The organism is Streptomyces sp. NRRL F-5650 (genome assembly GCF_000721365.1).
Taxonomy (GTDB): domain Bacteria; phylum Actinomycetota; class Actinomycetes; order Streptomycetales; family Streptomycetaceae; genus Streptomyces; species Streptomyces ardesiacus.
The window spans coordinates 87,466-108,806 of sequence record NZ_JOGV01000013.1 but is presented as its reverse complement, the minus strand read 5'-3'; the positions used below and the strand labels follow the sequence as shown (position 1 = coordinate 108,806).

Here is a 21,341-nt window from a genome sequence, read left to right as displayed (position 1 = left end):
GCCGTGCCGCCTTCCGCGCGCACGGCCCCGTGCTCCCCCGAATCCCCATCACCGCAAGGGAACCACCGTGACCAGACTCAGCGTCGAGATGCTGGCAGCGGACCCCGTCGAGCCGATCACCTCGGCGGGCCACGCTCAACTGGGCATCGCCGTGCTCCTGGGCATCGCCGTCATCGTCCTGCTCATCACCAAGTTCAAGCTGCACGCCTTCCTGTCGCTGACCATCGGGTCACTGGCGCTCGGCGCGTTCGCCGGTGCGCCGCTGGACAAGGTCATCACCAGCTTCACCTCCGGGCTGGGCTCCACCGTCGCGGGCGTGGGCGTCCTGATCGCGCTCGGCGCGATCCTCGGCAAGATGCTCGCCGACTCCGGCGGCGCCGACCAGATCGTGGACACCATCCTCGCCCGGGCGACCCCGCGTTCCATGCCGTGGACGATGGTGCTGATCGCCTCGGTGATCGGACTGCCGCTGTTCTTCGAGGTCGGCATCGTCCTGCTGATCCCGGTCGTCCTGATGGTCGCCAAGCGCGGCAACTACTCGCTGATGCGGATCGGCATCCCGGCCCTGGCCGGTCTGTCCGTGATGCACGGCCTGGTCCCGCCGCACCCCGGCCCGCTGGTCGCCATCGACGCGGTGGACGCCAACCTCGGGGTGACCCTGGCGCTGGGCGTGCTGATCGCCGTCCCGACGGTGATCATCGCCGGTCCGGTGTTCTCGAAGTACGCGGCCCGCTGGGTGGACGTACCGGCTCCCGACCGCATGATCCCGCAGCGCGCCTCGGAGGATCTGGAGAAGCGTCCGGGCTTCGGCGCCACCCTGTCCACGATCCTGCTGCCCGTCGTGCTGATGCTGCTGAAGGCGCTCGTCGACATCATCGTCGACGACCCGGAGAACGTGGTGCAGCGCACCTTCGACGTGATCGGCAACCCGCTGATCGCCCTGCTGGTCTCCGTGATCGTCGGCATCTTCACGCTGCTGCGGCCCGCCGGGTTCGGCAAGGACCGTCTCTCCGGGCTGGTCGAGAAGGGCCTGGCCCCCATCGCGGGCATCCTCCTGATCGTCGGCGCGGGCGGCGGCTTCAAGCAGACGCTGATCGACTCCGGCGTGGGCCAGATGATCCTGGAGATCTCCAAGGACTGGTCGATCCCGGCGCTGCTGCTGGCCTGGCTGATCGCGGTGGCGATCCGGCTGGCGACCGGTTCGGCGACGGTCGCGACCGTCTCGGCGGCCGGCCTGGTGGCGCCGCTCGCGGCCGACATGTCGACCACGCACGCCGCCCTGCTGGTCCTGGCCATCGGTGCCGGTTCGCTGTTCTTCAGCCACGTCAACGACGCCGGGTTCTGGCTGGTGAAGGAGTACTTCGGCCTGAACGTCGGCCAGACCATCAAGACGTGGTCCGCCATGGAGACCATCATCTCGGTGGTCGCCGGTGCCCTGGTGCTGCTGTTGTCCCTGGTCATATAGCCGCCGTCCGGCGGTTCCCGGGCCCCGGTCTGCCGAGCAGCCGGGGCCCGGCCGCGTACGGGGCCGCCGTGTCGGCGTCCTTGGCCCCCGACCCGCTGACCGGTCCGCTGGGCACGTCAACTCATGTGGACCCGGGTGGCGTTGATCCGTGACGGCCGGTGCCCGCCCCGCCGGGCAGCCGTGGCCGGTCCGCGCCCCCGAATGCGCCGCCCGCCCGGCATCGGGCGGCCACCCGCACTAGAGTCGTCCCCGACGCCCCCGTGACCCGACTGACGATCGAGGTACGCAGCGTGTCGGTTCTGGTTCTGGTCCTCGCCGTGTGCGCCGCGTGCTGTCTGGGTTTCGGTTTCGTCCTCCAGCAGAACGCGGCCGAGCGCGCCCCGCTGGGCGACTTCCTCTCGCCCCGCCTCCTGCTCGACCTCGTGCGGGTGCCGCGCTGGCTGGCCGGCATGGGGCTGATGGTGGCCGGCCTGGTCCTCGGCGCCGTCGCGCTGGGCGGCGGTGAACTCACCCTCGTCGAACCGCTCCTGGCGACCAACCTCCTCTTCGCCCTCGCGCTCTCCCGTGTCCAGACCCGGCAGCCGCTGGGCCGGCAGGGCTGGGCGGGCCTCGCGCTGCTCGCGGGCGGGGTGACCGCGTTCATCCTGGCGGGCGAGCCGCGCGGCGGCACCGCGGTGACCGACCCGGTGCGGCACTGGGTGATCGTCGGCGTGATGCTGGGCCTGGCCGTCGTGCTCACGCTGTGCGCCGGGCGCCTGCGGCTGACCTGGGGCCCGGCGCTGCTGGCGCTGGCCGCCGGACTGGTCTACGGGGTGCAGGACGCGTTGACCCGGGTCAGCGGGCGGCGTTTGTCCGCGGGCGGCCTGGCGGACCTGCTGACCGGGTGGCAGCCGTACGCCGTGGTGGTGCTGGGGATCACCGGCCTGGTCCTGGTCCAGAGCGCCTTCGAGACGGCACCGCTGCGCCGGTCGCTGCCCGCGCTGACGGCGGCCCAGCCGCTCGCCGGCATCGCGTGCGGGGTCGGGTTCCTCGGGGACCGGCTGCACACCGACGCCGGGGCGCTGGCGTGGGAGGCGGGCGGCCTCGCGGCGGTCGTGGCGGGCATCGTCCTGCTGGGTCTGCACCCGGCGATGCCGCAGGGCACGGGGACGGGTGAGAGCGGGCGCGAACCGGCGCTGGAGCGGAGCTGACCGGCCTCGCGGTGCCGGTGGACACCGGTGGGACCGGGCCGGCTGCTTGGATGGGCGGATGAGTTCTGCTGACGAGATCCTCGACGTCGTCGACGAGAACGACCGCGTGGTCGGGCGGGCCCGGCGGGGCGACGTGTACGACCGGGGGCTGCGGCACCGGTGCGTGTTCGTGTGGGCGCGCGACCCCGAGGGACGGGTGTTCGTCCACCGCCGGACGGCTTCCAAGCTGGTGTTTCCCGCGCTGTACGACATGTTCGTCGGCGGGGTGGTGGGCGCGGGCGAGTCCTACGACGACGCGGCGCTGCGGGAGGCGGAGGAGGAGCTGGGGGTGAGCGGGCTGCCGCGGCCGCGGTTCCTGTTCAGGTTCCTGTACGACGACGGGGCGGGGCGGTCGTGGTGGTCGGCGGTGTACGAGGTGCGGGTGGCGGGGGCGGTGTCTCCTCAGGTGGAGGAGGTGGCGTGGTACGGGTTCCTCTCCGAGGGGGAGCTGGAGCAGCGGGTCGGGGAGGGAGTGTGGGAGTTCGTGCCGGACGGGCTCGCGGCGTACGCGCGGCTGCGGGCATGGCGGGGGTGAGTGGTCCGGCGCTTCCTCCCTGCCCTGCGGGGGCGGGGGGCGCGGGGCGGGGTACGCAAGCCGAAGCCGGCCGGGTGCCGCTACGCCCGTCCGTGCCGCCCTGGGGGTACCGCCCGGGCGGTTCAGGCACTGGGGGAGGCACGACTGCCGGGCACTGGGGGAGGCACGACTGCCCGCAGTTGTAGGGTCCCGGAGTGATCGGTTTCGTGCGGAGTGTTCGGTTGTGGTTTGCGCCGGAGGAGGTGCGGCGGGAAGGGGGGACCCCCGACTACCGGTTCTCGCTGGCCAACGAGCGTACGTTCCTGGCCTGGCTGCGTACCGCGCTCGCGCTGATCGGCGGCGGCTTCGCGGTGGACCAGTTCCTGCCCGACCTGCGCTGGGGCTGGCGGGTGGGGCTCGCGCTCGCGCTGCTCGCCGCCGGTGTGCTGTGCTCGCTGCGGGCCGTGAACCACTGGGGACGCTGCGAGCGCGCCATGCGCCGGGGCGAGGACCTTCCCGTCTCCCGCTTCCCCGCGCTGCTGAGCCTGGTCGTGGCCGTGGTCGCCGTCGTCATGGTCGTCGTGGTCCTCACCGGCTGGGAGGGCTGAGCGTGAGCGGCGCCGACGCGGCACCCGCCGGCCGCGACCCTGGTCTCCAGCCCGAGCGCACCCGGCTCGCCTGGCGCCGTACCACCCTGTCCGGCACGGTCGTCGCCGTACTCGCCGTGAAGGCCGCGCTGCACGGTGGCGCGACGCCCGTCTCGCTCGTGGCCGCTGCCCTGTGCTGCGCCCTCTGGCTGGCCTTCCTCCGGATCGCCCACGGCCGTATCGGCACCCTCGCCGCGGCGAACCGGCCCCGCGCGCTGACCCCGCCGCACGCCGTCGCCGCCGCCCTGTGCACGCTCGTCCTCGCCCTGTGCGGGGCGCTCCTCGTCCTCTGAGGCCCGTAACGCCGGTCACGTTCCGCCTGCCCACTGGACGGCATACCGACCGGTCGGCATCATGTGGGGGTACTGTCCGCCTGCCCCAGGAGAGCCGATGAGCCCCGACCACCCGCCCGGACTCGATCTCGACCGGTTGCGCGTCCTGCTCGACCGCGAGCGGCCCGGCCTGGTCACCGGCCCGTTGTCCGGCCGGCTGATCGAGGGCGGGCGGTCGAACCTCACCTACGCCGTCTCGGACGGCACCGCCCGCTGGGTGGTACGGCGGCCTCCGCTCGGCCACGTCCTGGCCACCGCGCACGACATGCGGCGCGAGCACCGCGTCATCAGCGCGCTGCACCCGACCGACGTGCCCGTGCCGCGCCCCGTGCTGCTGTGCGAGGACGAGGAGGTGCTGGGCGCGCCGTTCTACGTCATGGAGTTCGTGGAGGGCACCCCGTACCGCACCGCCGAGCAGCTCGCCCCGCTCGGGCCGGAGCGCACCCGCGCCGCCGTGCTGAACCTCGTCGACACGCTGGTCGGGCTGCACGCGGTGGACCCCGCCGAGGTGGGTCTCGCGGACTTCGGCCGCCCCGAGGGATTCCTGGACCGGCAGCTCCGCCGCTGGGCCAAGCAGCTCGACGCCTCCCGCGACCGCGACCTGGCCGGCATCGACGAACTGCACGCCACCCTCGGCCGGGAGCTGCCGCGCTCCCCCGCGCCGACGGTCGTGCACGGCGACTACCGCCTCGACAACGTCCTGATCGGCGGCGAGGACGACGAGATCCGGGCGATCCTCGACTGGGAGATGTCCACGCTCGGCGACCCGCTGACCGACCTCGGCCTGCTGGTGATGTACAGCAGCCCGCTCGGCATGCCCGACTCCCCCGTCTCCACCACCGCCCAGGCGCCCGGCCACCCCGCCCCCGGCGAGCTGGTCGAGCGGTACGCCGCCCGCTCGGGGCGGGACGTCTCCACGATCGCCTGGTACACGGCGTTCGCCTGGTTCAAGCTCGCCGTGATCCTGGAGGGCATCCACTACCGCTACACGCTGGGCCAGACGGTCGGCCGCGGCTTCGACCGCATCGGCGACCTCGTCCCCGTCTTCGTCGAGCACGGCCTGACCACCCTTCAGGAGGGCTGACCCGCCATGGACTTCGCCTACGACGCACGCACCGAGGAACTCCGCGGCAGGCTGCTCGCCTTCATGGACGAGTACGTCTACCCGGCCGAACAGGTGGCCCACGAGCAGCGCGCCCGACTGGCCTCCCCGTGGGACACCCCGCAGGTCGTCGAGGACCTCAAGGCCGAGGCCCGCCGGCAGGGCCTGTGGAACCTGTTCCTCCCCGACGCCGAGCACGGCGCCGGGCTCACCAACCTGCAGTACGCCCCGCTCGCCGAGATCACCGGCCGCAGCCCGCAACTGGCGCCGACCGCGACGAACTGCGCGGCGCCGGACACCGGGAACATGGAGGTGCTGGCCCAGTTCGCCGACGAGGCGCAGAAGAAGCAGTGGCTGGAGCCGCTGCTGGCCGGGGAGATCCGCTCCGCGTTCGCGATGACGGAGCCGGACGTGGCCTCCTCGGACGCCACGAACATCACCACGCACATCGAGCGCGAGGGCGACGAGTACGTCGTCACGGGCCGCAAGTGGTACATCTCCGGGGCGATGAACCCGGACTGCCGGATCTTCGTCGTGATGGGCAAGACCGACCCGGACGGCGAGGACATCCGCCGCCAGCAGTCCATGGTGCTGGTCCCGCGCGACACGCCCGGGGTGACGGTCGACCGGGCGATGCAGGTCTTCGGCTACGAGGACCACTACCACGGCGGCCACGCCGAGGTGACCTTCGACCACGCGCGCGTGCCGGTGACCAACCTGATCGGCGAGGAGGGCGGCGGCTTCGCCATCGCCCAGGCCCGGCTCGGTCCCGGCCGGATCCACCACTGCATGCGGCTGATCGGGATGGCGGAGCGGGCGATCGAGCTGATGTGCCGCCGCGCGGTGTCCCGCAACGCCTTCGGCAAGGCGCTGGCCCAGCAGGGCGTGGTCCACAACTGGATCGCGGACGCCCGGGTCACCGTGGAGCAGCTCCGGCTGCTGGTGCTGAAGACCGCCTGGCTGATGGACACCGTCGGCAACCGGGGCGCGCACACCGAGATCCAGGCCATCAAGATCGCCACGCCCCGCGCGGTGGTCGACATCATCGACCGGGCCATCCAGTTGCACGGCGCGGGCGGCGTGAGCCAGGACTTCCCGCTGGCGGAGCTGTACGCGGGCGCGCGGACCCTGATGATCGCCGACGGTCCGGACGAGGTCCACCAGCGCTCGCTGGCCCGCCGGGAGATCAAGAAGTACCTCTGATCACCCGGCCGGACGGAGTGCTAGTAGCCGCCCGAGTAGTGGTGGTCGGCGCGCGCGAGGGCGCGGAGGAAGGAGACGAGGCGGGTCCAGGGCGAGGGGCTGCGCGACATGGCTCCAGGCTGGCCCGCGGACCGGGCAGCGGTCCAACAGATGGTTTCGCTGCGTCCCATCTCCGGAACCGATCGGGGCTCTAGAGTGGCCCGATGGAGATCCGCCAGCTCCGCCACTTCATGGCCGTCGTCACCGAGGGCGGCTTCACCGCCGCCGCGCGCCGCGAGCTGATCGTGCAGTCGGCGCTCAGCTCCTCGGTCCGCAACCTGGAACGGGAGCTGGGCGCCGAACTGTTCGACCGCACCGGCCGCCGGGTCGTGCTCACCGAGGCGGGCCGGGCGCTGCTGCCGCGGGCCCGTGCGCTGCTGGCCGGCGCCGACGAGGCCCGGCAGGCGGTCGCGGCGGTGACGGGGCTGGCCACCGGACGGGTGGCCATCGGCACCATCCAGACGCTCACCTGCGTCGACCTGCCCGCCGAACTGGCCACCTTCCACCGCCGGTTCCCGGGCGTGCAGGTGTCGGTGCGCGACGCGCCGGTCGGTGAGCTGACCGACGCGCTGCGCGCGGGCGAGCTGGACCTCGCGTATCTCGTGCCGGACGCGGCGGCGCTGCCCGAGGGGCTGACCGCGTACGCGTCGTGGCAGGAGGAGCTGGTGCTCATCACCGCCGAGGGTCATCGGCTGGCCCGGGCGGGACGGACGCTCGTCCGGGACCTCGCCGAGGAACCGTTCGTCGACTTCCGCGCGGGCACCGGTCTGGAGACGGCCGTACGGCGCCTCGCGGCCCACTGCGGGCTGGAGCGCCGTATCACCTGTGACGTGACCCAGATCGGGCTGCTGGTCGATCTGGTGCGGGCGGGGATCGGCGTGGCGTTCGTGCCGCGCCGCATCGGTGAGCGCGCCGGGCTGCCGTGCGTGGAGATCCGGCAGCCGGAGCCGGGCCGGACCGTCGTGCTGGCCGGGCGCGGGCCGCGGCCGCGCAATCCCGCGGCGGCGGCCCTGGCCGGTCATCTCACGGGGCGGCTCACGGACGCAGCGCCCGCAGCAGCAGGTCGGCGAGGTGATCGGCCACTTCCTGCGGGCTGAGGGGACCGTCGGGGCGGTACCAGGTGGACAGGTGGTGGATGGAGCCGAAGTGGTAGTCGACCACCAGGTCGGCCGGGGTCTGCCTGGTGAAGACGCCGGTGCGCTGGCCTTCCTCGATGAGCGCGCGGAACCGCTCGTGGTAGCGCCGGCGCTCCGCGCGCACCTGCTTGTTCTTCTCCGGGCTGAGCTGGTGCATGGAGCGGAAGAAGATCGACGCGTCGTCGAGGTTCTCGATGGTGGTGACGACGACGTCGGCCGCCGCGTCCCGCACCCGCTTCTCGACCGGGTCACCGGCGTCGGCGAAGGCGTCCAGACGCTCCTGCTGGAGGCGCAGCAAGCGCGCGTACACCTCGTGCAGGAGGTCGTCCTTGGAGCCGAAGTAGTGGTACAGCGCCCCCTTGGTGACGCCTGCCGCCTCGACGATCTCCTGTACCGAGGTGCGGTCGTAGCCCTGCTCGGCGAAGAGCCGGGTGGCGGCGGCCAGGAGCCGCTGCGGCACCGGAGTGCCGTCCCCGTCCGTGGTCCTGGGCACTGCCGTCACCTGCCTTTCCGTTTCGCTGTCCGTTCGTGTCGGGTCCTGCCTGGTGCCAGAACGCCGTTCCCGACGGAGGATCTTCCCACTCTCCGGCTCCGGCGCGTCGGGCAGGGCGCTCCGGCGCGCTGCGGACACCGGCGGGCGGTCACCGGGCCGCCGTTTCCTCCCACTGCCGCTGGAGCCGGTTCATGCCGTGCAGCCAGCGGTCGGGGTCGGCGGCCCGCGCCCGGTAGTACTCGGCGGCCTCGGGGTGCGGCAGGACGAGGAAGCGGTCCTCCTCGATGCCCCGGAACAGGGCGTCGGCGACGTCCTGCGGTTCGATCGCGGTGGGCCGGAGCACCAGGTCGCCGGCGCTGCCGGTGGCGTCCAGCATGTCGGTGCGCACGCCCTGCGGGCAGATGGCGTGGACCTTGATCCCGCGGTGGCGGTACGTCAGGGACAGCCACTCGGCGAAGGCGTAGGCGCCGTGCTTCGTGACGCTGTAGGGGGCGGCGCCGATCATGGTGAGCAGTCCGGCGGCGGAGACGGTGGAGACGAAGCGGCCGCTGCCGCGCTCCAGCCAGTCGGGGAGCAGTTCGTGGGCCGCGCGGACGTGGGCCATGACGTTGACGTCCCAGGCGAGCGCCCAGGCGGACTCCCCGGCGGCCTCCGAACCGGCGCAGCCGACGCCCGCGTTGGCGCAGTACACGTCGACCGTGCCGCCCAGCGCGTCGCGGGCCTCGCCGACGATCGCCGAGGCGTCGCCGGGGACCGCGGTGCCGCCGATCTCGTCGGCGACGGCCTTCGCCCGTCCGGCGTCCAGGTCGTTGACGACGACCCGGGCGCCCTCGGCGGCGAACCGCCGGGCCAGCGCGGCGCCGATGCCGCCTCCCGCCCCGGTGACGACGACTCCGGCATCCTGCACGGCTTCCACCATCGGTCTCCTTCGACACGGCTCGGGCACGGCTCGCTCCCCGTTGCAGCGTCAGACTAACCAGTCGGTATGTTCGGCGGAAGAGGTGAACCGCGGTCTACGCCATTCCCTGGGGCCCCGGTGCGGGTTAGCGTGCGTGCGCATGACACCCGCCGCGATCACGGAGGTCACCGCATGACGCTGTCCAGACGGAATCTGCTCGCCACCACGGCCGCGGCGGCGGCCGGGGCCACCGCCGCCACCGCCGCGTCGGCGGGTACGGCACACGCGGCGTCCGCGGGGCACGGGGGCCGCCGGCTGCGCACGGGCTTCGAGCGCCTCGCCGACGACGGCTACGCCCCGCTCGACGGGCAGCGGGTCGGCATCGTCACCAACCCGACCGGCATCACCCGGGACGTGCGCCACATCGTCGACGTCATGCACGCCGACGGCCGCGTGAACCTGACCGCCGTCTTCGGGCCCGAGCACGGTTTCCGGGGCACGGCGCAGGCGGGCGGCTCCGAGGGGCGCCACGACGATCCCGCGACCGGGCTGCCGGTCTACGACACGTACCTGAAGAGCGGGCAGCCGCTCGCCGACGTGTTCACGGCCTCCGGCGTGGACACCGTCGTCTTCGACATCCAGGACGTGGGCGCGCGCTTCTACACGTACATCTGGACGCTGTTCGACTGCATGGAGGCGGCCTCGCTGGCGGGGAAGCGGTTCGTGGTCCTGGACCGGCCGAACCCGGTGACCGGGCGGGCGGCCCTCGGCCCGGTCCTGCACAAGGAGTTCGCGACCTTCGTCGGCCGGGAACCGGTCGCACAGGCGCACGGCATGACGGTCGCCGAACTGGCGCTGCTCTTCAACGGCGAGTTCCTGAAGTCGCCGGTGCCGCTGGAGACGGTGCCGATGACGGGCTGGAAGCGGTCGGAGTTCTACGACGCCTCCGGGCTGCCCTGGGTGCCGCCGAGCCCGAACATGCCGACGCCGGAGTCCGCGCTGGTGTACGCGGGGACATGTCTGTTCGAGGGCACGAACCTCTCCGAGGGGCGCGGCACGACCCGCCCGTTCGAACTGCTCGGCGCGGAGGGGATCGACGGGAGCTGGGCCGCCGCCGCGAACGACGTCGGTCTGCCGGGCGTGCGGTTCAGGGAGGCGTACTTCGCGCCCACCTTCTCCAAGTTCCAGGGCAAGACGGTCGGCGGCGTGCAGCTCCACGTGCACGACCGGGCCGCGTTCGACCCGGTGCGCACCGGAATCGCCCTCCTGGTGACCGCCAGGCGCACCTGGGACGGTTTCGCCTGGCGGCCGGACAACTGGATCGACAGGCTCACCGGGTCCGCACGGGTGCGCACGATGATCGACGCGGGCGCGGACACCGACGAGGTGGTGGCCGGATGGGAGCGGGAACTGGCGGCGTTCCGCAGGACGCGCCGCCAGTACCTGCTCTACAGGTGACCGTCGGGCCGGCCGGTCACCGGTGGGACGTGAACTCCACGACCTGCTGGTAGGTCGGCCGGTTCTGCCAGCCGATGCCGCCGTGCTTGACGCCGCCGAGGGTGCGGTGGATCACCGAGTCGGCGCACCACTGGTCTCCCGCCGAACAGTTCTCGTCGCCGGGGTAGACCTGGGCGGCCGTGCGGCCCGCCGCCTCCTTCAGGGTGGACACCAGGGTGTTCCGGCAGGCGGCGAGGTCGCCGTCGCCGCAGTAGGCGTGCGCGAGCGGGCCCTTGACGGACTCGCCGAGCACGGACCGGATGTCCTTGTCGACATAGCTCCACCAGCCGTACTGGAAGGCGCTGCCGGCGTGGGCGCCGGTCGGGCCGTGGGCGGCGGAGGGGGACTCGTCGACGGGCAGGTTGCGGGTGAAGGCGGTGTACAGGTCGCTGCCGAGGCCCGGTTCGAACTCGGCCTTCACCAGCAGCGGCCACCAGGCGTCCAGGGTGCGGATCGCGTCGGCGTGCGCGTACTTCTTCGAGCCCGCCGAGGTCTCCGTGCGCAGGCCGCCGCCCTGCGACAGCCATGCCTTCAGTCCGTCCACCGCCGTCCTCGCCGCCGGGTCGGTCACCGGCGCCGACTCGACCACCTTCAGCAGGCCGGGCAGGACGTCCTCGGCGCGCAGGTCGGCGAGGCCCGCCTCGGCCATGGCCTTGACCAGCGCGGTGCGGGTGACGCCGCCCTGGGCGACCAGCGCCTTCACGCGGTCGTCGAGGAGGTTGCCGCGGTGGACGGAGCCGTTGCCCCAGGAGGCGGCCGGGTAGTCCTTGGCCTGCTTGTTGTTCCAGGAGACGTAGTAGTCCTGGTCGACCGACTGCGGGTGGGCGGACGCGCCGGTGTACCGGGCGGTGTTGTCGGCCGGGTCCCAGCCCTGCCACTCGTACGCCTGCCGCGCCCAGACCGGGAACTCGGCGTCGACGCCGTCCGCGCGCACCGGGTTGTCGCCGCTGTTGTAGTACGCGGTGTGCTCGGAGTCGGCGTAGAACCAGTTGAAGGTGTAGTTGATGTGCTGGACGGCGCTCTGGAAGCGCTCCGGGCTGTTGAGGTAGTCGGGGTCGTTCAGCATCTGGAAGCCGATGATGGAGTCGGCCTCGTGGAGGTAGGAGGAGCGCAGGGTGGTGTAGGCGACCTTCTTGCCGCCGACCGTGGCGCGGGACTCGACGGGGCCGTACTTGGTGCGCCAGACGCGCATCGTGTAGGAGCCGGCCGCGGTGGAGTCGGCGACGGTCGGCTTCCAGGCGTTGCGCCGCTCGACCTTCTCCATGGGCGTGCAGGTGCCGCGGTAGAGGTAGTGGTAGTCGTCCTGGCACAGCTCGACGGCGTAGGTGTCGATGATGTCCTGGCCCGAGGTGGTCGCGCTCCAGGCGTAGTCCTGGCCGCGGCCGAGTTCGACGTACATGCTCAGGCCCGCGAAGGAGGCGCCGCGGGCGCTGATGCCGGGGCCCTGGATCTCCTGGAGCATGAGCAACTGCGGGGCGAAGTAGCCGGTCTGGGGCCCGAAGACGGCGACCGGGTGACCGCTCGCGGTGTGCTCGCCGCTGACGACGAGGGCGTTGGACATGCCGCGCCGTGCCGAGGTCACCGCCGCGTCCGCGGCCTTGGCGGAGGCACCGGTCGCGCCCGCCGCCCCGGCGCTGCCCGTACGGTCGTAAACCAGCGGTTCCGCCTGGACCGACCCGGCGTCGGGCAGGGCGCGGCCCTGCGGGTCGTCCGGGGTGGGCAGGTACGGGAAGCTGCCGTCCTGCTGGGTGAGGACGGCCTCGGGGTCGTTGCGCTGGCGGAAGGACTCCCAGACCTTGGTGCCCTCGGCGACGCCGTACTTCTCCTGGGCGGCGAGGAGGGAGAGCGCGTTGTTGACCTCGCCGCCGCCTCCGGCACCGAAGAGGGAACCGATGACGGAGGCCAGCGCGATGAGGTCGGAGCGCTTGAAGTGCTCGATGGTGCCGGCGTTGGTGATGGCGTCCTTGTGGCCGGTCAGGACGTACTCGCCGGGGAAGTAGCGGCCCTTGTCGGAGGCGTCGATGTAGGCGTTGACCCCGGCGACGTAGGCGTCCACGTCCGCGAGGGCGAGTTTGCCGCGCTCGCCGGACTTGGCGGCGGCGCTCTCGATCTGCGCCTCCAGGTCGGCCTCGGTGTAGGGGGCGCTGCGCCAGAACTGCTGCTCCAGGCCCTGGTTGGCGGGGGCGCCGCCCGCGAAGGGGGTCAACTGGCCGCGTCCGACGTGCCGGAAGAGGTCCATGAGCCACAGCCGGTCCTGGGCGGCGGCGTAACCGGCGCCGAACTCGGTGCCGTAGCGGGTGGTGCCGGTGATGTGCGGCACGCCGGTCTTCTTGTCGCGGACGATGGTCACGTCGTCGCGTCCGGCGGGGCGCACGGTGGAGGCGGCCTGGCCGTCCGGGACGCCGAAGGAGGCGTCGTTGAAGAAGGTGTTGATCTTGTCGTTGCTCAGGCCCTGGTACCCGGTGGCGAGCTTGGCGTAGGGGCCGAGCTGGTCCTCGGCGTGCGCGGGCTGGGTGCCGAACGCCTGGTTGAGGAGGATCTCGGCGAGGGTCGCGTTGCCGTTCTGACCGGGCGGCAGGATGTCGGAACACTGCCCGCCGCAGTGGTCGTTGGCGGCGGCTTCGACGGCCGCGACCTCGGCGGACCCGGTCCCGGCGGCCATGGCCGGGGAAAGCGGTGACAAAACTCCGGCAATGAGCGCGCATACGGATGCGGTCTTCAGGAACCCGTGGAGACCGCGGGGAGTTCTCAGTCTGTCGAGGGCGTTGCGTGGGGTGCGCCGTGACATGGCAGCTCCTCTCGACGGGGGTGGGGCGGGACGTTACCGCCGGTATCCCCGAGTTGGAAGATGAACATGCGTCACTTTTTCCAGCGGGCGGATCGGCTGATGGAAGGCATCGGAAATCGGATGGAGCCGAATCGGTTGTCGATACGTCTATTCGGCGACGTCCGTACGACGACGCCGAAGTGACCGGAGTGCAGGTGCAGGTGTGACGGAGGTGCAGGACGATGGCCGGTTTCCGAAGTCTGGCGAGACAGGTCCGCGATCCACGGTGCGATCTGGCGCTGCGGCGCTATTCGCTGCGCAAGTGCCTTGAGCGTTTTGCCCCTTATGGGCACAGGGCGACCTGGGACCATCTCTGCTCCCGGGCCGGGTTCGGTCCCGAGGACCGCTCCCCCGACCCAGCGCGGCTCGTGGCCGCACTGGAGGAGCTGGAGGAGGCGCGTTCGGTGTGGCTGGCCTACGAGGTCGCCTTCGCCGAGCGGCGCAGGAAGGAGAAGCACGACGGGCTGCGCAGGCCGGGCAGCGTGGACGACTGGCACCGGCTGACCTGGGGCGGGTTCGGCGTGGCCTGGTGCGACGACCCCCGGGTCCACCCCGACGGGCCGCTGGCCGAGGTGCTGCGCCGGCTCATCTCGGCGCTGGAGCGCGAGCCGGGGTCGGTGTGCCCGGTGTGCGACGGGGAGCGCCTCGCCTGGAAGTACGGCCTGGACCACGAGCCTTCGTCGGGCCCCGTCTGCACGGACTGCGGGATCCTCGTACCGCGTCCCGTCCTGACCCCGGAAGCGCGGGCGGACGCCCGGCGGGGCCGGCTGCTGATGTCGGCGTAGCCGGCCTCGGGAGTGCGCCGGGGTGCGTCAGGAGTGCGCCCGGGTTGCCGTGGGGGTGCCGCACTCCCGGTGGCCGGTACGGCACGGGTCCGCGGGGCGCTGTCGGTGGTGCCCGGCACCATGGGGGAATGGTGCAGGTGTGTGTGAACGGGGCGCGGGGACCCGCCGACGGCGCGGTGGTTCCGCTGTCGCCGGACGCGCTGGCGGACTCGGCGGCCGAAGCGGTCGCCGCCGGGGCCACGGACGTCCACGTCCACCCGAAGACGCCGTGCGGGCGGGACACGTTGTCGCCGCGCGTCCTCGCGGCGGTCCTGGAGGCGATGCGGGCACGGCTGCCCGCCGGGGTGCCGGTCGGAGTCACGACGGGCGCCTGGGCCGAACCCGGCGGCCCCGCGGCCCGGGTGGCGCGGATCCGGAGCTGGACGGTCCTGCCCGACCACGCGTCGGTCAACTGGCACGAGCCGGGCGCCGAGGAGACCGCCGCGGCGCTGCTCGAACGCGGGGTGGCGGTGGAGGCGGGGATCTGGTCCGGCACGGACGGGGCGGCCCGGTTCCTGCGCTCGCCCCTCGCGCCGAGGGTGCTGCGTGTCCTGGCGGAGGTCACGGACACCGACCCGGCGACCGCGCCCGGCTCGGCGCGCGTCCTGCTGGCCGGGCTCGGCGCGGCTCACGGGCGCCCCGTCCTGTTGCACGGTGAGGACGGCGGGGCCTGGCCGGTGCTGCGGCTGGCCGGCCGGCTGGGCCTGGCGACCCGGACCGGCCTGGAGGACAGCCTGTTCCTGCCCGACGGCAGCCGGGCCGCCTCGAACGCCGAACTGGTCACGGCGGCGGTGCGGGAGTGGACTGCGGCGGCCCGCGGCGGCGCCTGAACCCCGGACCGCGCTCCGGGCCACCGGAGCGTCAGCCCCTCCCACAGCCCGCCCCCGGACGGGGCCCGCCCTGAGCCGCTGTCAGCGCACTTCAGCCGCACCCGACGACACCGAGGACCCGGCCCCACCCCGGCACCACCGCAGCATCAGTCCCCGCAGCACCCAGCCCCCCGCCCCCGGGCAGGACCCGCCCCCGAACCACCGGCCGCGGCCGAGGCCCGGCGCTCCACGAGCAGCCGGGAGCCGGCCCGGCGTTCGCCGAAGACGTCGTCGGGGTTGGACAGGACGCAGGTCTCCAGGGAGAGGCAGCCGCAGCCGATGCAGTCGGTGAGGTGGTCGCGCAGCCGGTTGAGCTGCTTGATGCGCTCGTCCAGTTCGGAACACCAGGACGCGGAGAGCCGGGCCCAGTCGTCCGCGGTGGGCGTGCGCCCCTCCGGCAGTTCGGCGAGCGCCTCGCGGATCGTGGCCAGCGGGATGCCGACCCGCTGCGCCGCGCGGACGAAGGCGACCCGGCGCAGCGCGTCACGACTGAAGCGGCGCTGGTTGCCCGAGGTGCGGCGGCTGTGAATCAGGCCCTTGGACTCGTAGAAGTGCAGGGCGGAGACGGCGGCACCGCTGCGCGCGGCGAGCTGGCCGACCGTGAGCTCTTGGATCTTCTCGGGAATCTGAGGCACCCCTCGAACCCTACCGACCCGCTCACCCGTGCGGTCCGTTGACAGGGACTCCTCGGGCCACCATGCTAAGCAGTTGCTTAGTCAATCAGTGCGACTTGGGAGGCCGGGACATGGCAGAGCCGAGGATCTTCGCGTCCGCCGACGAGGTGAAGGCGGCGGTGGGCGAGCAGCTCGGGTACAGCGACTGGGTGGAGGTCGACCAGAAGCGGATCGATCTGTTCGCCGAGGCGACCGGGGACCACCAGTGGATCCACGTGGACCCGGAGCGGGCGGCCGCGGGCCCGTTCGGCGGCACGATCGCGCACGGCTACCTGACCCTGTCGCTGCTCCCGCTCTTCGGACCGCAGCTCATCCAGGTCGAGGGCGTGAAGATGGGCGTCAACTACGGCACCAACAAGGTCCGTTTCCCCTCCCCCGTGCCGGTCGGCTCGCGGCTGCGCGCCACGGCGACGATCACCGGCGTGGAGGACGTCAAGGGCGGGATCCAGGTGAGCGTCGCCTTCACGGTGGAACGCGAGGGCGGCGACAAGCCGGTGTGCGTCGCCGAGTCGGTCTCCCGCTACTACCTCTGAGCCGCCCCGGAGGGTCCGGCCTCCGGGGGTTCGGCCCCCACCATCCGCAGTACGAGGTCGGCGTAGAGCGCGCCGATCTCGTCGGGCGTGCGGGGGCCGTTGACGTTGAACCAGCGGGCCACGTCGATGCAGAGCGACAGCACGGCCAGCGTCGTGCCCTTGACGTCCGGAACGTCGAACTCGCCCGTCGCCACGCCGTCGTCGATGATGCCGCGCACCGCGGCGTCGCACTGCCGGCGGAGCGCGAGGATCTCCTCGCGGGCCTCGGGGCCGAGCGCGTCCAGTTCGTACTGCACGACCCGCGCCGTCGTGCGCCGCCCTGCGTGCCAGCGGACGAAGGAGCTCACGGCGTCGGCGAGCCGCTCGGTCGCGGCGCCCTCCCCCCGGGCCGCGGAGCGGAGGATGTCCACCGCCCGGGTGTGGCCGATGCGGCTGATGCGGTGGAGCAGCTCTTCCTTGGTCTTGTAGTGGATGTAGAGCGCGGCCGGGCTCATGCCGGCCCGCCCGGCGATGTCGCGGGTCGTGGTCGCGTGGTACCCGCGCTCGGCGAAGGCCTCCACTGCGGCGACCAGGAGCCGCCGGGCCGCGTCAGGCGTGACCTCTTCCCACGGCTCGATGTCGCCGCCCATCGTCTCGGCCGCCGTACTCATCGCTCGTTCGCCCCTCTCGGTGACAGGAGCACCACCATACCGCCGAAGGTGAGCGATCGCTTAGGGGCGCTGGCCCGCGGGGGTGCCGCCCGGCTTCTGGAAGGGGTCGTGCTCGACGAGGATCTTGTCGAGGCGGGCCTGGTCCACCCGGCTCACTATCTGGCCGACCTCCTGCCGGTCCCGGATGATCTTGGCCAGCGTGAAGGCCGAGGTGACGAGGTAGAGGACCGCGATGGCAAGGAACGCCCGCACCCAGGCGTCGGCCTGGAGCCGGTAGATGCCGATGGCGGTGGCGGCCATGGCGACCGAGAAGGAGGCGACGGCCTGTCCGTAGAAGGCGGCCGTGTTCTGCTGCTTGACCGGTGTGTCACTCATGGGGACAAGGGTCGGCGGATGTGGCGCCGGCCACATCCGCCGAGATACTCAGGTCGCGTACTCAGAACGCCGAAACTCCGGTCAGCGCACGCCCGATGACGAGCTTCTGGATCTGGCTGGTGCCCTCGTAGAGAGTCATCACGCGGGCGTCGCGCAGCAGTTTGCCGGCCGGGAACTCGTCGATGTAGCCGTAGCCCCCGAAGACCTGGAGGGCGTTGTTGGCGGCGCGGACGGCGGCCTCGGAGGCGAAGAGCTTGGCCTTGGAGGACTCGACGGCGAAGGGCTGCCCGCGGTCGATCAGGTCGGCGACCCGCCAGGTCAGCAGCCGGGCCGCGTCCACGTCGAGGGCGATGTCGCTGATCAGCTCCTGCACCAGTTGGTGGTGGGCGATCGTCTTCCCGAACTGCTCGCGCTCCCCCGCGTACGCGACGGCCGCGTCCAGGGCGGCCTGGGCTATGCCGACGCAGCCCGCCGCGACCGACATCCGCCCCTTGGCGAGAGCCGACATGGCGACCGAGAAGCCCTTGCCCTCGGGGGCGAGCATCGCGGAGGCGGGGACCCGGACGCCGTCCAGGACCAGTTCGGCGGTGGCCTGGCCGCGCAGCCCGAGCTTGCCGTGGATCGTGCGGCGGCTCAGGCCGGGCGTGTCGGTGGGCACGAGGAAGGCGGAGACGCCCTTGTGGCCGGGCGCGTCGGTGGAGCGGGCGAAGAGCAGGACGACGTCGGCCCAGGTGCCGTTGGTGATGAAGGTCTTGGTGCCGTTGATCACGTAGTCGTCGCCGTCGCGCACCGCGCGGGTGGACAGGCTGCCGGCGTCCGAGCCGGTGCCGGGCTCGGTGAGGCCGAAGCAGCCGACGTACGCGCCCGAGGTGAGGCCGGGCAGCCAGCGCCGCTTCTGCTCCTCGCTCCCCCAGGCCGCGACGGTCTTGGCGACCAGCCCGAGGGAGACGGACACGATGCCGCGCACGGAGCTGTCACCGCGCCCCAGTTCCTCGGTGACCAGGCAGTACGCGAGGTGGTCGCCGCCGCTGCCGCCGTACTCCTCGTCGATCGTGAGCCCGAGGAAGCCGACCTCGCCGAGCTTCTTCACGATGCCCCGGTCCACCTCCTCGGCACGGTCCCACGCGACGACGTGCGGGGCGATCTCCCGGGCCACGAAGTCCCGGGCGAGCCGCCGTACGGCGGTCTGCTCCTCGCTGAGCTCCAGGTTCATGCCGAGTCACCCCACAGGAAAGAGATTGCCGAAGCGGTAGCTTGAAAGCCGTACATTTAAATTAGCACTGCTAGTTTCTGCTCGCAGCCCTACTATGTGCGCCATGGCCCGACCGCGCAAGCCCCTGCTCAGCACCGACCGGATCGTCGAGACGGCCCGCGCGCTGGTGGACGCGGAGGGCCTCGCGGCCGTTTCCACGCGCCGGCTCGCCGCGGAACTGGGCGTCAGCGGGCCCTCGCTCTACAACCACTTCCGCACCAAGGACGAGATCCTGGAGGCCGTCGCCGACTCGGTGAGCGCGCAGGTCGACCTGTCGATGTTCGAGGACGGGCGGGAATGGCGGACCGCGCTGCACGACTGGGCCGTCTCCTACCGGGCGGCCCTGCGCGACCACCCGAACATCGTCCCGGTCCTCGCGCACGGCCCCGGCCGCCGCCCGGCCGCGCTGCACCTCGCGGACGCCGTCTACGGCGCGATGGTCCGCGCGGGCTGGCCCCCGGCGCAGGCGACGTCCATCGGCGCGCTGATGCGGTACTTCATCATGGGCTCGGCGCTCGGTTCCTTCGCCGGCGGCTTCGTGGACGACGCCGGTGCCTACGACCCCGCCGACTACCCGCACCTCCAGCAGGCCCATCTCCTGGCCGAGCAGCAGGAGAAGATCGACGAGCGGGCTTTCGAGACCGGCCTCACGGCGCTGCTGGACGGGCTGGCGCAGCAGTACGCGCAGGTCGCCGAGGGCGCCTGAGCATGCTTCGGCGCCCGCCGAAGTGTCCGTGCCGCATCCTGGACGCATGACCGAGAGGGACGCCGAGGCATCCGGCCTCGCCCGGCTGGCCGGGCTGATCGCCGACGAGACGCGCGCCGCCTGTCTGCTGGCCCTGCTGGACGGCCGGGCGTGGACCGCCGGTGAGCTGGCCCGGCACGCCGGGGTCGCCGCGTCGACGCTCAGCGAGCACCTGGGCAAGCTCGTCGCGGGCGGGCTGCTGGCCGAGGAACGGCAGGGGCGGCACCGGTACGTGCGGCTGGCCGACGACCGGGTCGCGCAGCTCGTGGAGGACCTGGCGGCCCAGGTCGCACCCGAGGCCGCCACCCGGCGTCCGCGCACCCTGCGGGCGTCGAGCGCCGGGTCCGCCATGGCCCGGGGGCGCACCTGTTACGACCATCTCGCCGGGCGGCTCGGCATCGCGGTGACCGACGCGCTGACCGGGCGCGGGCTGCTGCGCCAGGACACCGGCTTCGCGCTCACGGACGCGGGCCTCGGCTGGTTCGAGGCCACCGGGATCATGCTGCGGCCCACCGGTCGCCGGCCGCTGGCCCGGGCCTGCCTCGACTGGACGGAGCGCCGCCCGCACCTCGCGGGCGTGGCGGGCGCCGCCCTGTGCCGGCACGCCCTGGACACGGGCTGGTGCGTGCGCATCGGCTCGGAGCGGGCGGTGAAGGTGACGCCGGCGGGTGAGCGGGCGCTGTCCGAACTGCTGGGCATCCGCGCGGCGACGCTGCGCTGAGCGCCGCCCCCGCCCCGCCCCCGCACCGCACCGGCACCGCCGCCGCCACCGCCACCGGCACCGGCACGCGGTCCGAGAACCGCCGGCGCACGTCCGTCTCCGCCTTCGACCTACAGGAGCACGGTGGGCACCCCTCACCCTTCCCTCCCGCCGCCCCTGGACCAGGGGCCGCCGGAGCCGCCGGATGGCTAGAACACCACCAGGGCCCTTCCGCCCTTGCCCGCCAGCATGTTCTCGAAGGCCGCCGGGATGCCGTCCAGGGAGATGCGTTCCGTGACCAGGGCGCCGAGGTCGAGGCGGCCGGCGCGCACGTGTCCGGCGAGGGCCGGGAGGTCGCGGGCGGGGTCGGCGTTGCCGTAGACGCAGCCGGACAGGGTGCGGCCCCAGTGGAAGATCTCCAGGGCGTTGAAGGTGACCTGCTGGTCCTTGCCGCCGATGCCGACGACCGTGGTGCGGCCGCCCCGCCGGGTGGACTCCCAGGCCGTGCGGACGGTGGCCGCGCGGCCGACGCACTCGACGGCGACGTCGACGCCCTGCTTGCCGGTGAGGGCGCGGATCTCGCGGGCGGTGGTGTCGGAGGCGAGGAGGTAGTCGGTGGCGCCGGCGGCGCGGGCCAGTTGCTCCTTCTCGGGGGACACGTCGACCGCGACGATCTTCGACGCGCCCGCGATCCGGGCCGCCTGGAGGGTGGCGAGGCCCACTCCCCCGGCGCCGAAGACCGCGACCGTCTCGCCCTGGCGGACCTTCGCCGAGTGGTGGACGGCGCCGTAGCCGGTGAGGACGGCGCAGCCGAGCAGCGCGGCCTCGGTGAGGGGGATGCCCTCGGGGGCGGGCAGGAGGCAGGACGCGGACACGACCGTCTCCTCGGCGAACGCGGCGACGTTCAGGCCGGGGTGGAGGTCGGTGCCGTCGTCGGCGCGGCGGGCGTGCACGTCGGCGGCGCCGGCCAGGGCGTTCGCGCACAGCCAGACCTCGCCGAGCGAGCAGGCGTGACAGGCGCCGCAGGACGGGGCCCAGTTGAGGACGACCGCGTCGCCGGGCGCGACGTGAGTGACGCCCTCGCCGACGGCGACGACGGTGCCGGCGCCCTCGTGGCCGAGGACGGCGGGCAGCGGCACGCGCATGGTGCCGTTGGACAGGGACAGGTCGGAGTGGCAGACGCCGGCGGCGGCGAGCTTCACCCGGACCCGGCCGGGACCGGGTTCGGGCAGCTCGATGCCGGTGACCTCCAACGGGGCGCCGACGGCCGGTACGACGGCGGCGCGGACTGCGGTACGGACGCTCATGACGTGGACGGCTCCCCTACGGGCCAGAAG

General features: G+C 72.9%; 22 protein-coding genes. 14 read left to right on the top strand and 8 right to left on the bottom strand.

Annotated features, from left to right (window positions below; genetic code table 11):
- The first annotated feature begins 67 nt into the window (after window positions 1–67).
- The 8 genes from IG88_RS0115280 to IG88_RS0115240 all read left to right on the top strand — a co-directional run bounded on the left by IG88_RS0115280 (window position 68) and on the right by IG88_RS0115240 (window position 7,628).
- The gene (locus IG88_RS0115280) at window positions 68–1,465 is read left to right on the top strand and encodes a GntP family permease (protein WP_031040428.1); all 1,398 of its coding nucleotides are present in this window, start codon (window positions 68–70) and stop codon (window positions 1,463–1,465) included.
- A 290-nt stretch (window positions 1,466–1,755) separates the two neighbouring features.
- A complete protein-coding gene (locus IG88_RS0115275; protein WP_031040426.1) occupies window positions 1,756–2,655 on the top strand; it encodes a DMT family transporter in 900 nt (299 codons plus the stop codon).
- A 58-nt stretch (window positions 2,656–2,713) separates the two neighbouring features.
- Window positions 2,714–3,229 carry an NUDIX hydrolase gene (locus IG88_RS0115270; RefSeq protein WP_031040424.1) on the top strand — a complete coding sequence of 172 codons (516 nt, stop codon included), beginning with the start codon at window positions 2,714–2,716 and terminating at the stop codon, window positions 3,227–3,229.
- Between the two features lie 194 nt (window positions 3,230–3,423).
- On the top strand, window positions 3,424–3,816 hold the full coding sequence (locus IG88_RS0115265) for a YidH family protein (protein WP_031040423.1): 393 nt from the start codon (window positions 3,424–3,426) through the stop codon (window positions 3,814–3,816).
- Window positions 3,817–3,818: 2 nt separating this feature from the next.
- The gene (locus IG88_RS0115260; protein WP_031040421.1) at window positions 3,819–4,148 is read left to right on the top strand and encodes a DUF202 domain-containing protein; all 330 of its coding nucleotides are present in this window, start codon (window positions 3,819–3,821) and stop codon (window positions 4,146–4,148) included.
- 97 nt (window positions 4,149–4,245) lie between these two features.
- The gene (locus tag IG88_RS0115255; protein ID WP_031040419.1) at window positions 4,246–5,271 is read left to right on the top strand and encodes a phosphotransferase family protein; all 1,026 of its coding nucleotides are present in this window, start codon (window positions 4,246–4,248) and stop codon (window positions 5,269–5,271) included.
- Window positions 5,272–5,277: 6 nt separating this feature from the next.
- Window positions 5,278–6,492, top strand: a complete 1,215-nt coding sequence (locus tag IG88_RS0115250) for an acyl-CoA dehydrogenase family protein (RefSeq protein ID WP_031040418.1) — start codon at window positions 5,278–5,280, stop codon at window positions 6,490–6,492.
- A 203-nt stretch (window positions 6,493–6,695) separates the two neighbouring features.
- On the top strand, window positions 6,696–7,628 hold the full coding sequence (locus tag IG88_RS0115240) for a LysR family transcriptional regulator (protein ID WP_031040417.1): 933 nt from the start codon (window positions 6,696–6,698) through the stop codon (window positions 7,626–7,628).
- Here IG88_RS0115240 and IG88_RS0115235 read toward each other — a convergent pair.
- Both IG88_RS0115235 and IG88_RS0115230 read right to left on the bottom strand, forming a co-directional pair.
- Window positions 7,567–8,160, bottom strand: a complete 594-nt coding sequence (locus tag IG88_RS0115235) for a TetR/AcrR family transcriptional regulator (protein WP_031040415.1) — start codon at window positions 8,158–8,160, stop codon at window positions 7,567–7,569. The two genes, IG88_RS0115240 and IG88_RS0115235, sit on opposite strands and share 62 nt — an antisense overlap.
- Window positions 8,161–8,308: 148 nt before the next feature.
- Complete coding sequence (locus tag IG88_RS0115230) at window positions 8,309–9,079, bottom strand: SDR family oxidoreductase (RefSeq protein ID WP_031040413.1); 771 nt, start codon at window positions 9,077–9,079, stop codon at window positions 8,309–8,311.
- A 171-nt stretch (window positions 9,080–9,250) separates the two neighbouring features.
- Between IG88_RS0115230 and IG88_RS0115225 the strand changes: the two genes are divergently transcribed.
- Complete coding sequence (locus tag IG88_RS0115225) at window positions 9,251–10,516, top strand: exo-beta-N-acetylmuramidase NamZ domain-containing protein (protein ID WP_031040410.1); 1,266 nt, start codon at window positions 9,251–9,253, stop codon at window positions 10,514–10,516.
- A 16-nt stretch (window positions 10,517–10,532) separates the two neighbouring features.
- On the opposite strand, the gene IG88_RS0115220 is transcribed toward IG88_RS0115225, so the two are convergent.
- The gene (locus IG88_RS0115220; protein WP_031040407.1) at window positions 10,533–13,343 is read right to left on the bottom strand and encodes a penicillin acylase family protein; all 2,811 of its coding nucleotides are present in this window, start codon (window positions 13,341–13,343) and stop codon (window positions 10,533–10,535) included.
- A 221-nt stretch (window positions 13,344–13,564) separates the two neighbouring features.
- Between IG88_RS0115220 and IG88_RS0115215 the strand changes: the two genes are divergently transcribed.
- Window positions 13,565–14,167: a hypothetical protein gene (locus tag IG88_RS0115215; RefSeq protein WP_031040406.1), complete on the top strand. Its 603-nt coding sequence runs from the start codon at window positions 13,565–13,567 to the stop codon at window positions 14,165–14,167.
- Between the two features lie 128 nt (window positions 14,168–14,295).
- Window positions 14,296–15,036 carry a 3-keto-5-aminohexanoate cleavage protein gene (locus tag IG88_RS0115210; RefSeq protein ID WP_031040404.1) on the top strand — a complete coding sequence of 247 codons (741 nt, stop codon included), beginning with the start codon at window positions 14,296–14,298 and terminating at the stop codon, window positions 15,034–15,036.
- 146 nt (window positions 15,037–15,182) lie between these two features.
- Here the strand turns inward: IG88_RS0115210 and soxR are convergent, their stop codons facing one another.
- Window positions 15,183–15,710, bottom strand: coding sequence for a redox-sensitive transcriptional activator SoxR (soxR, locus tag IG88_RS0115205; RefSeq protein ID WP_051851916.1), 528 nt, complete (start codon window positions 15,708–15,710; stop codon window positions 15,183–15,185).
- Between the two features lie 110 nt (window positions 15,711–15,820).
- Between soxR and IG88_RS0115200 the strand changes: the two genes are divergently transcribed.
- Window positions 15,821–16,282 carry a MaoC family dehydratase gene (locus IG88_RS0115200; protein WP_031040401.1) on the top strand — a complete coding sequence of 154 codons (462 nt, stop codon included), beginning with the start codon at window positions 15,821–15,823 and terminating at the stop codon, window positions 16,280–16,282.
- On the opposite strand, the gene IG88_RS0115195 is transcribed toward IG88_RS0115200, so the two are convergent.
- From IG88_RS0115195 to IG88_RS0115185, 3 genes are all read right to left on the bottom strand, one after another.
- Window positions 16,273–16,932 carry a TetR/AcrR family transcriptional regulator gene (locus tag IG88_RS0115195; protein WP_031040398.1) on the bottom strand — a complete coding sequence of 220 codons (660 nt, stop codon included), beginning with the start codon at window positions 16,930–16,932 and terminating at the stop codon, window positions 16,273–16,275. The two genes, IG88_RS0115200 and IG88_RS0115195, sit on opposite strands and share 10 nt — an antisense overlap.
- A gap of 60 nt (window positions 16,933–16,992) precedes the next feature.
- The gene (locus IG88_RS0115190) at window positions 16,993–17,307 is read right to left on the bottom strand and encodes a YiaA/YiaB family inner membrane protein (RefSeq protein ID WP_030402879.1); all 315 of its coding nucleotides are present in this window, start codon (window positions 17,305–17,307) and stop codon (window positions 16,993–16,995) included.
- Between the two features lie 61 nt (window positions 17,308–17,368).
- Window positions 17,369–18,520 (bottom strand): acyl-CoA dehydrogenase family protein, encoded by a 1,152-nt coding sequence (locus tag IG88_RS0115185; protein ID WP_031040395.1) that lies wholly within the window; start codon window positions 18,518–18,520, stop codon window positions 17,369–17,371.
- 103 nt (window positions 18,521–18,623) lie between these two features.
- On the opposite strand from IG88_RS0115185, the gene IG88_RS0115180 reads away from it, so the two are divergent.
- Both IG88_RS0115180 and IG88_RS0115175 read left to right on the top strand, forming a co-directional pair.
- Window positions 18,624–19,265 carry a TetR/AcrR family transcriptional regulator gene (locus IG88_RS0115180; protein ID WP_031040392.1) on the top strand — a complete coding sequence of 214 codons (642 nt, stop codon included), beginning with the start codon at window positions 18,624–18,626 and terminating at the stop codon, window positions 19,263–19,265.
- A 46-nt stretch (window positions 19,266–19,311) separates the two neighbouring features.
- The gene (locus IG88_RS0115175; protein ID WP_031040389.1) at window positions 19,312–20,025 is read left to right on the top strand and encodes an ArsR/SmtB family transcription factor; all 714 of its coding nucleotides are present in this window, start codon (window positions 19,312–19,314) and stop codon (window positions 20,023–20,025) included.
- A 188-nt stretch (window positions 20,026–20,213) separates the two neighbouring features.
- Here IG88_RS0115175 and IG88_RS0115170 read toward each other — a convergent pair whose 3' ends face one another.
- A complete protein-coding gene (locus tag IG88_RS0115170) occupies window positions 20,214–21,311 on the bottom strand; it encodes a Zn-dependent alcohol dehydrogenase (protein WP_031040386.1) in 1,098 nt (365 codons plus the stop codon).
- Window positions 21,312–21,341: the final 30 nt, after the last annotated feature.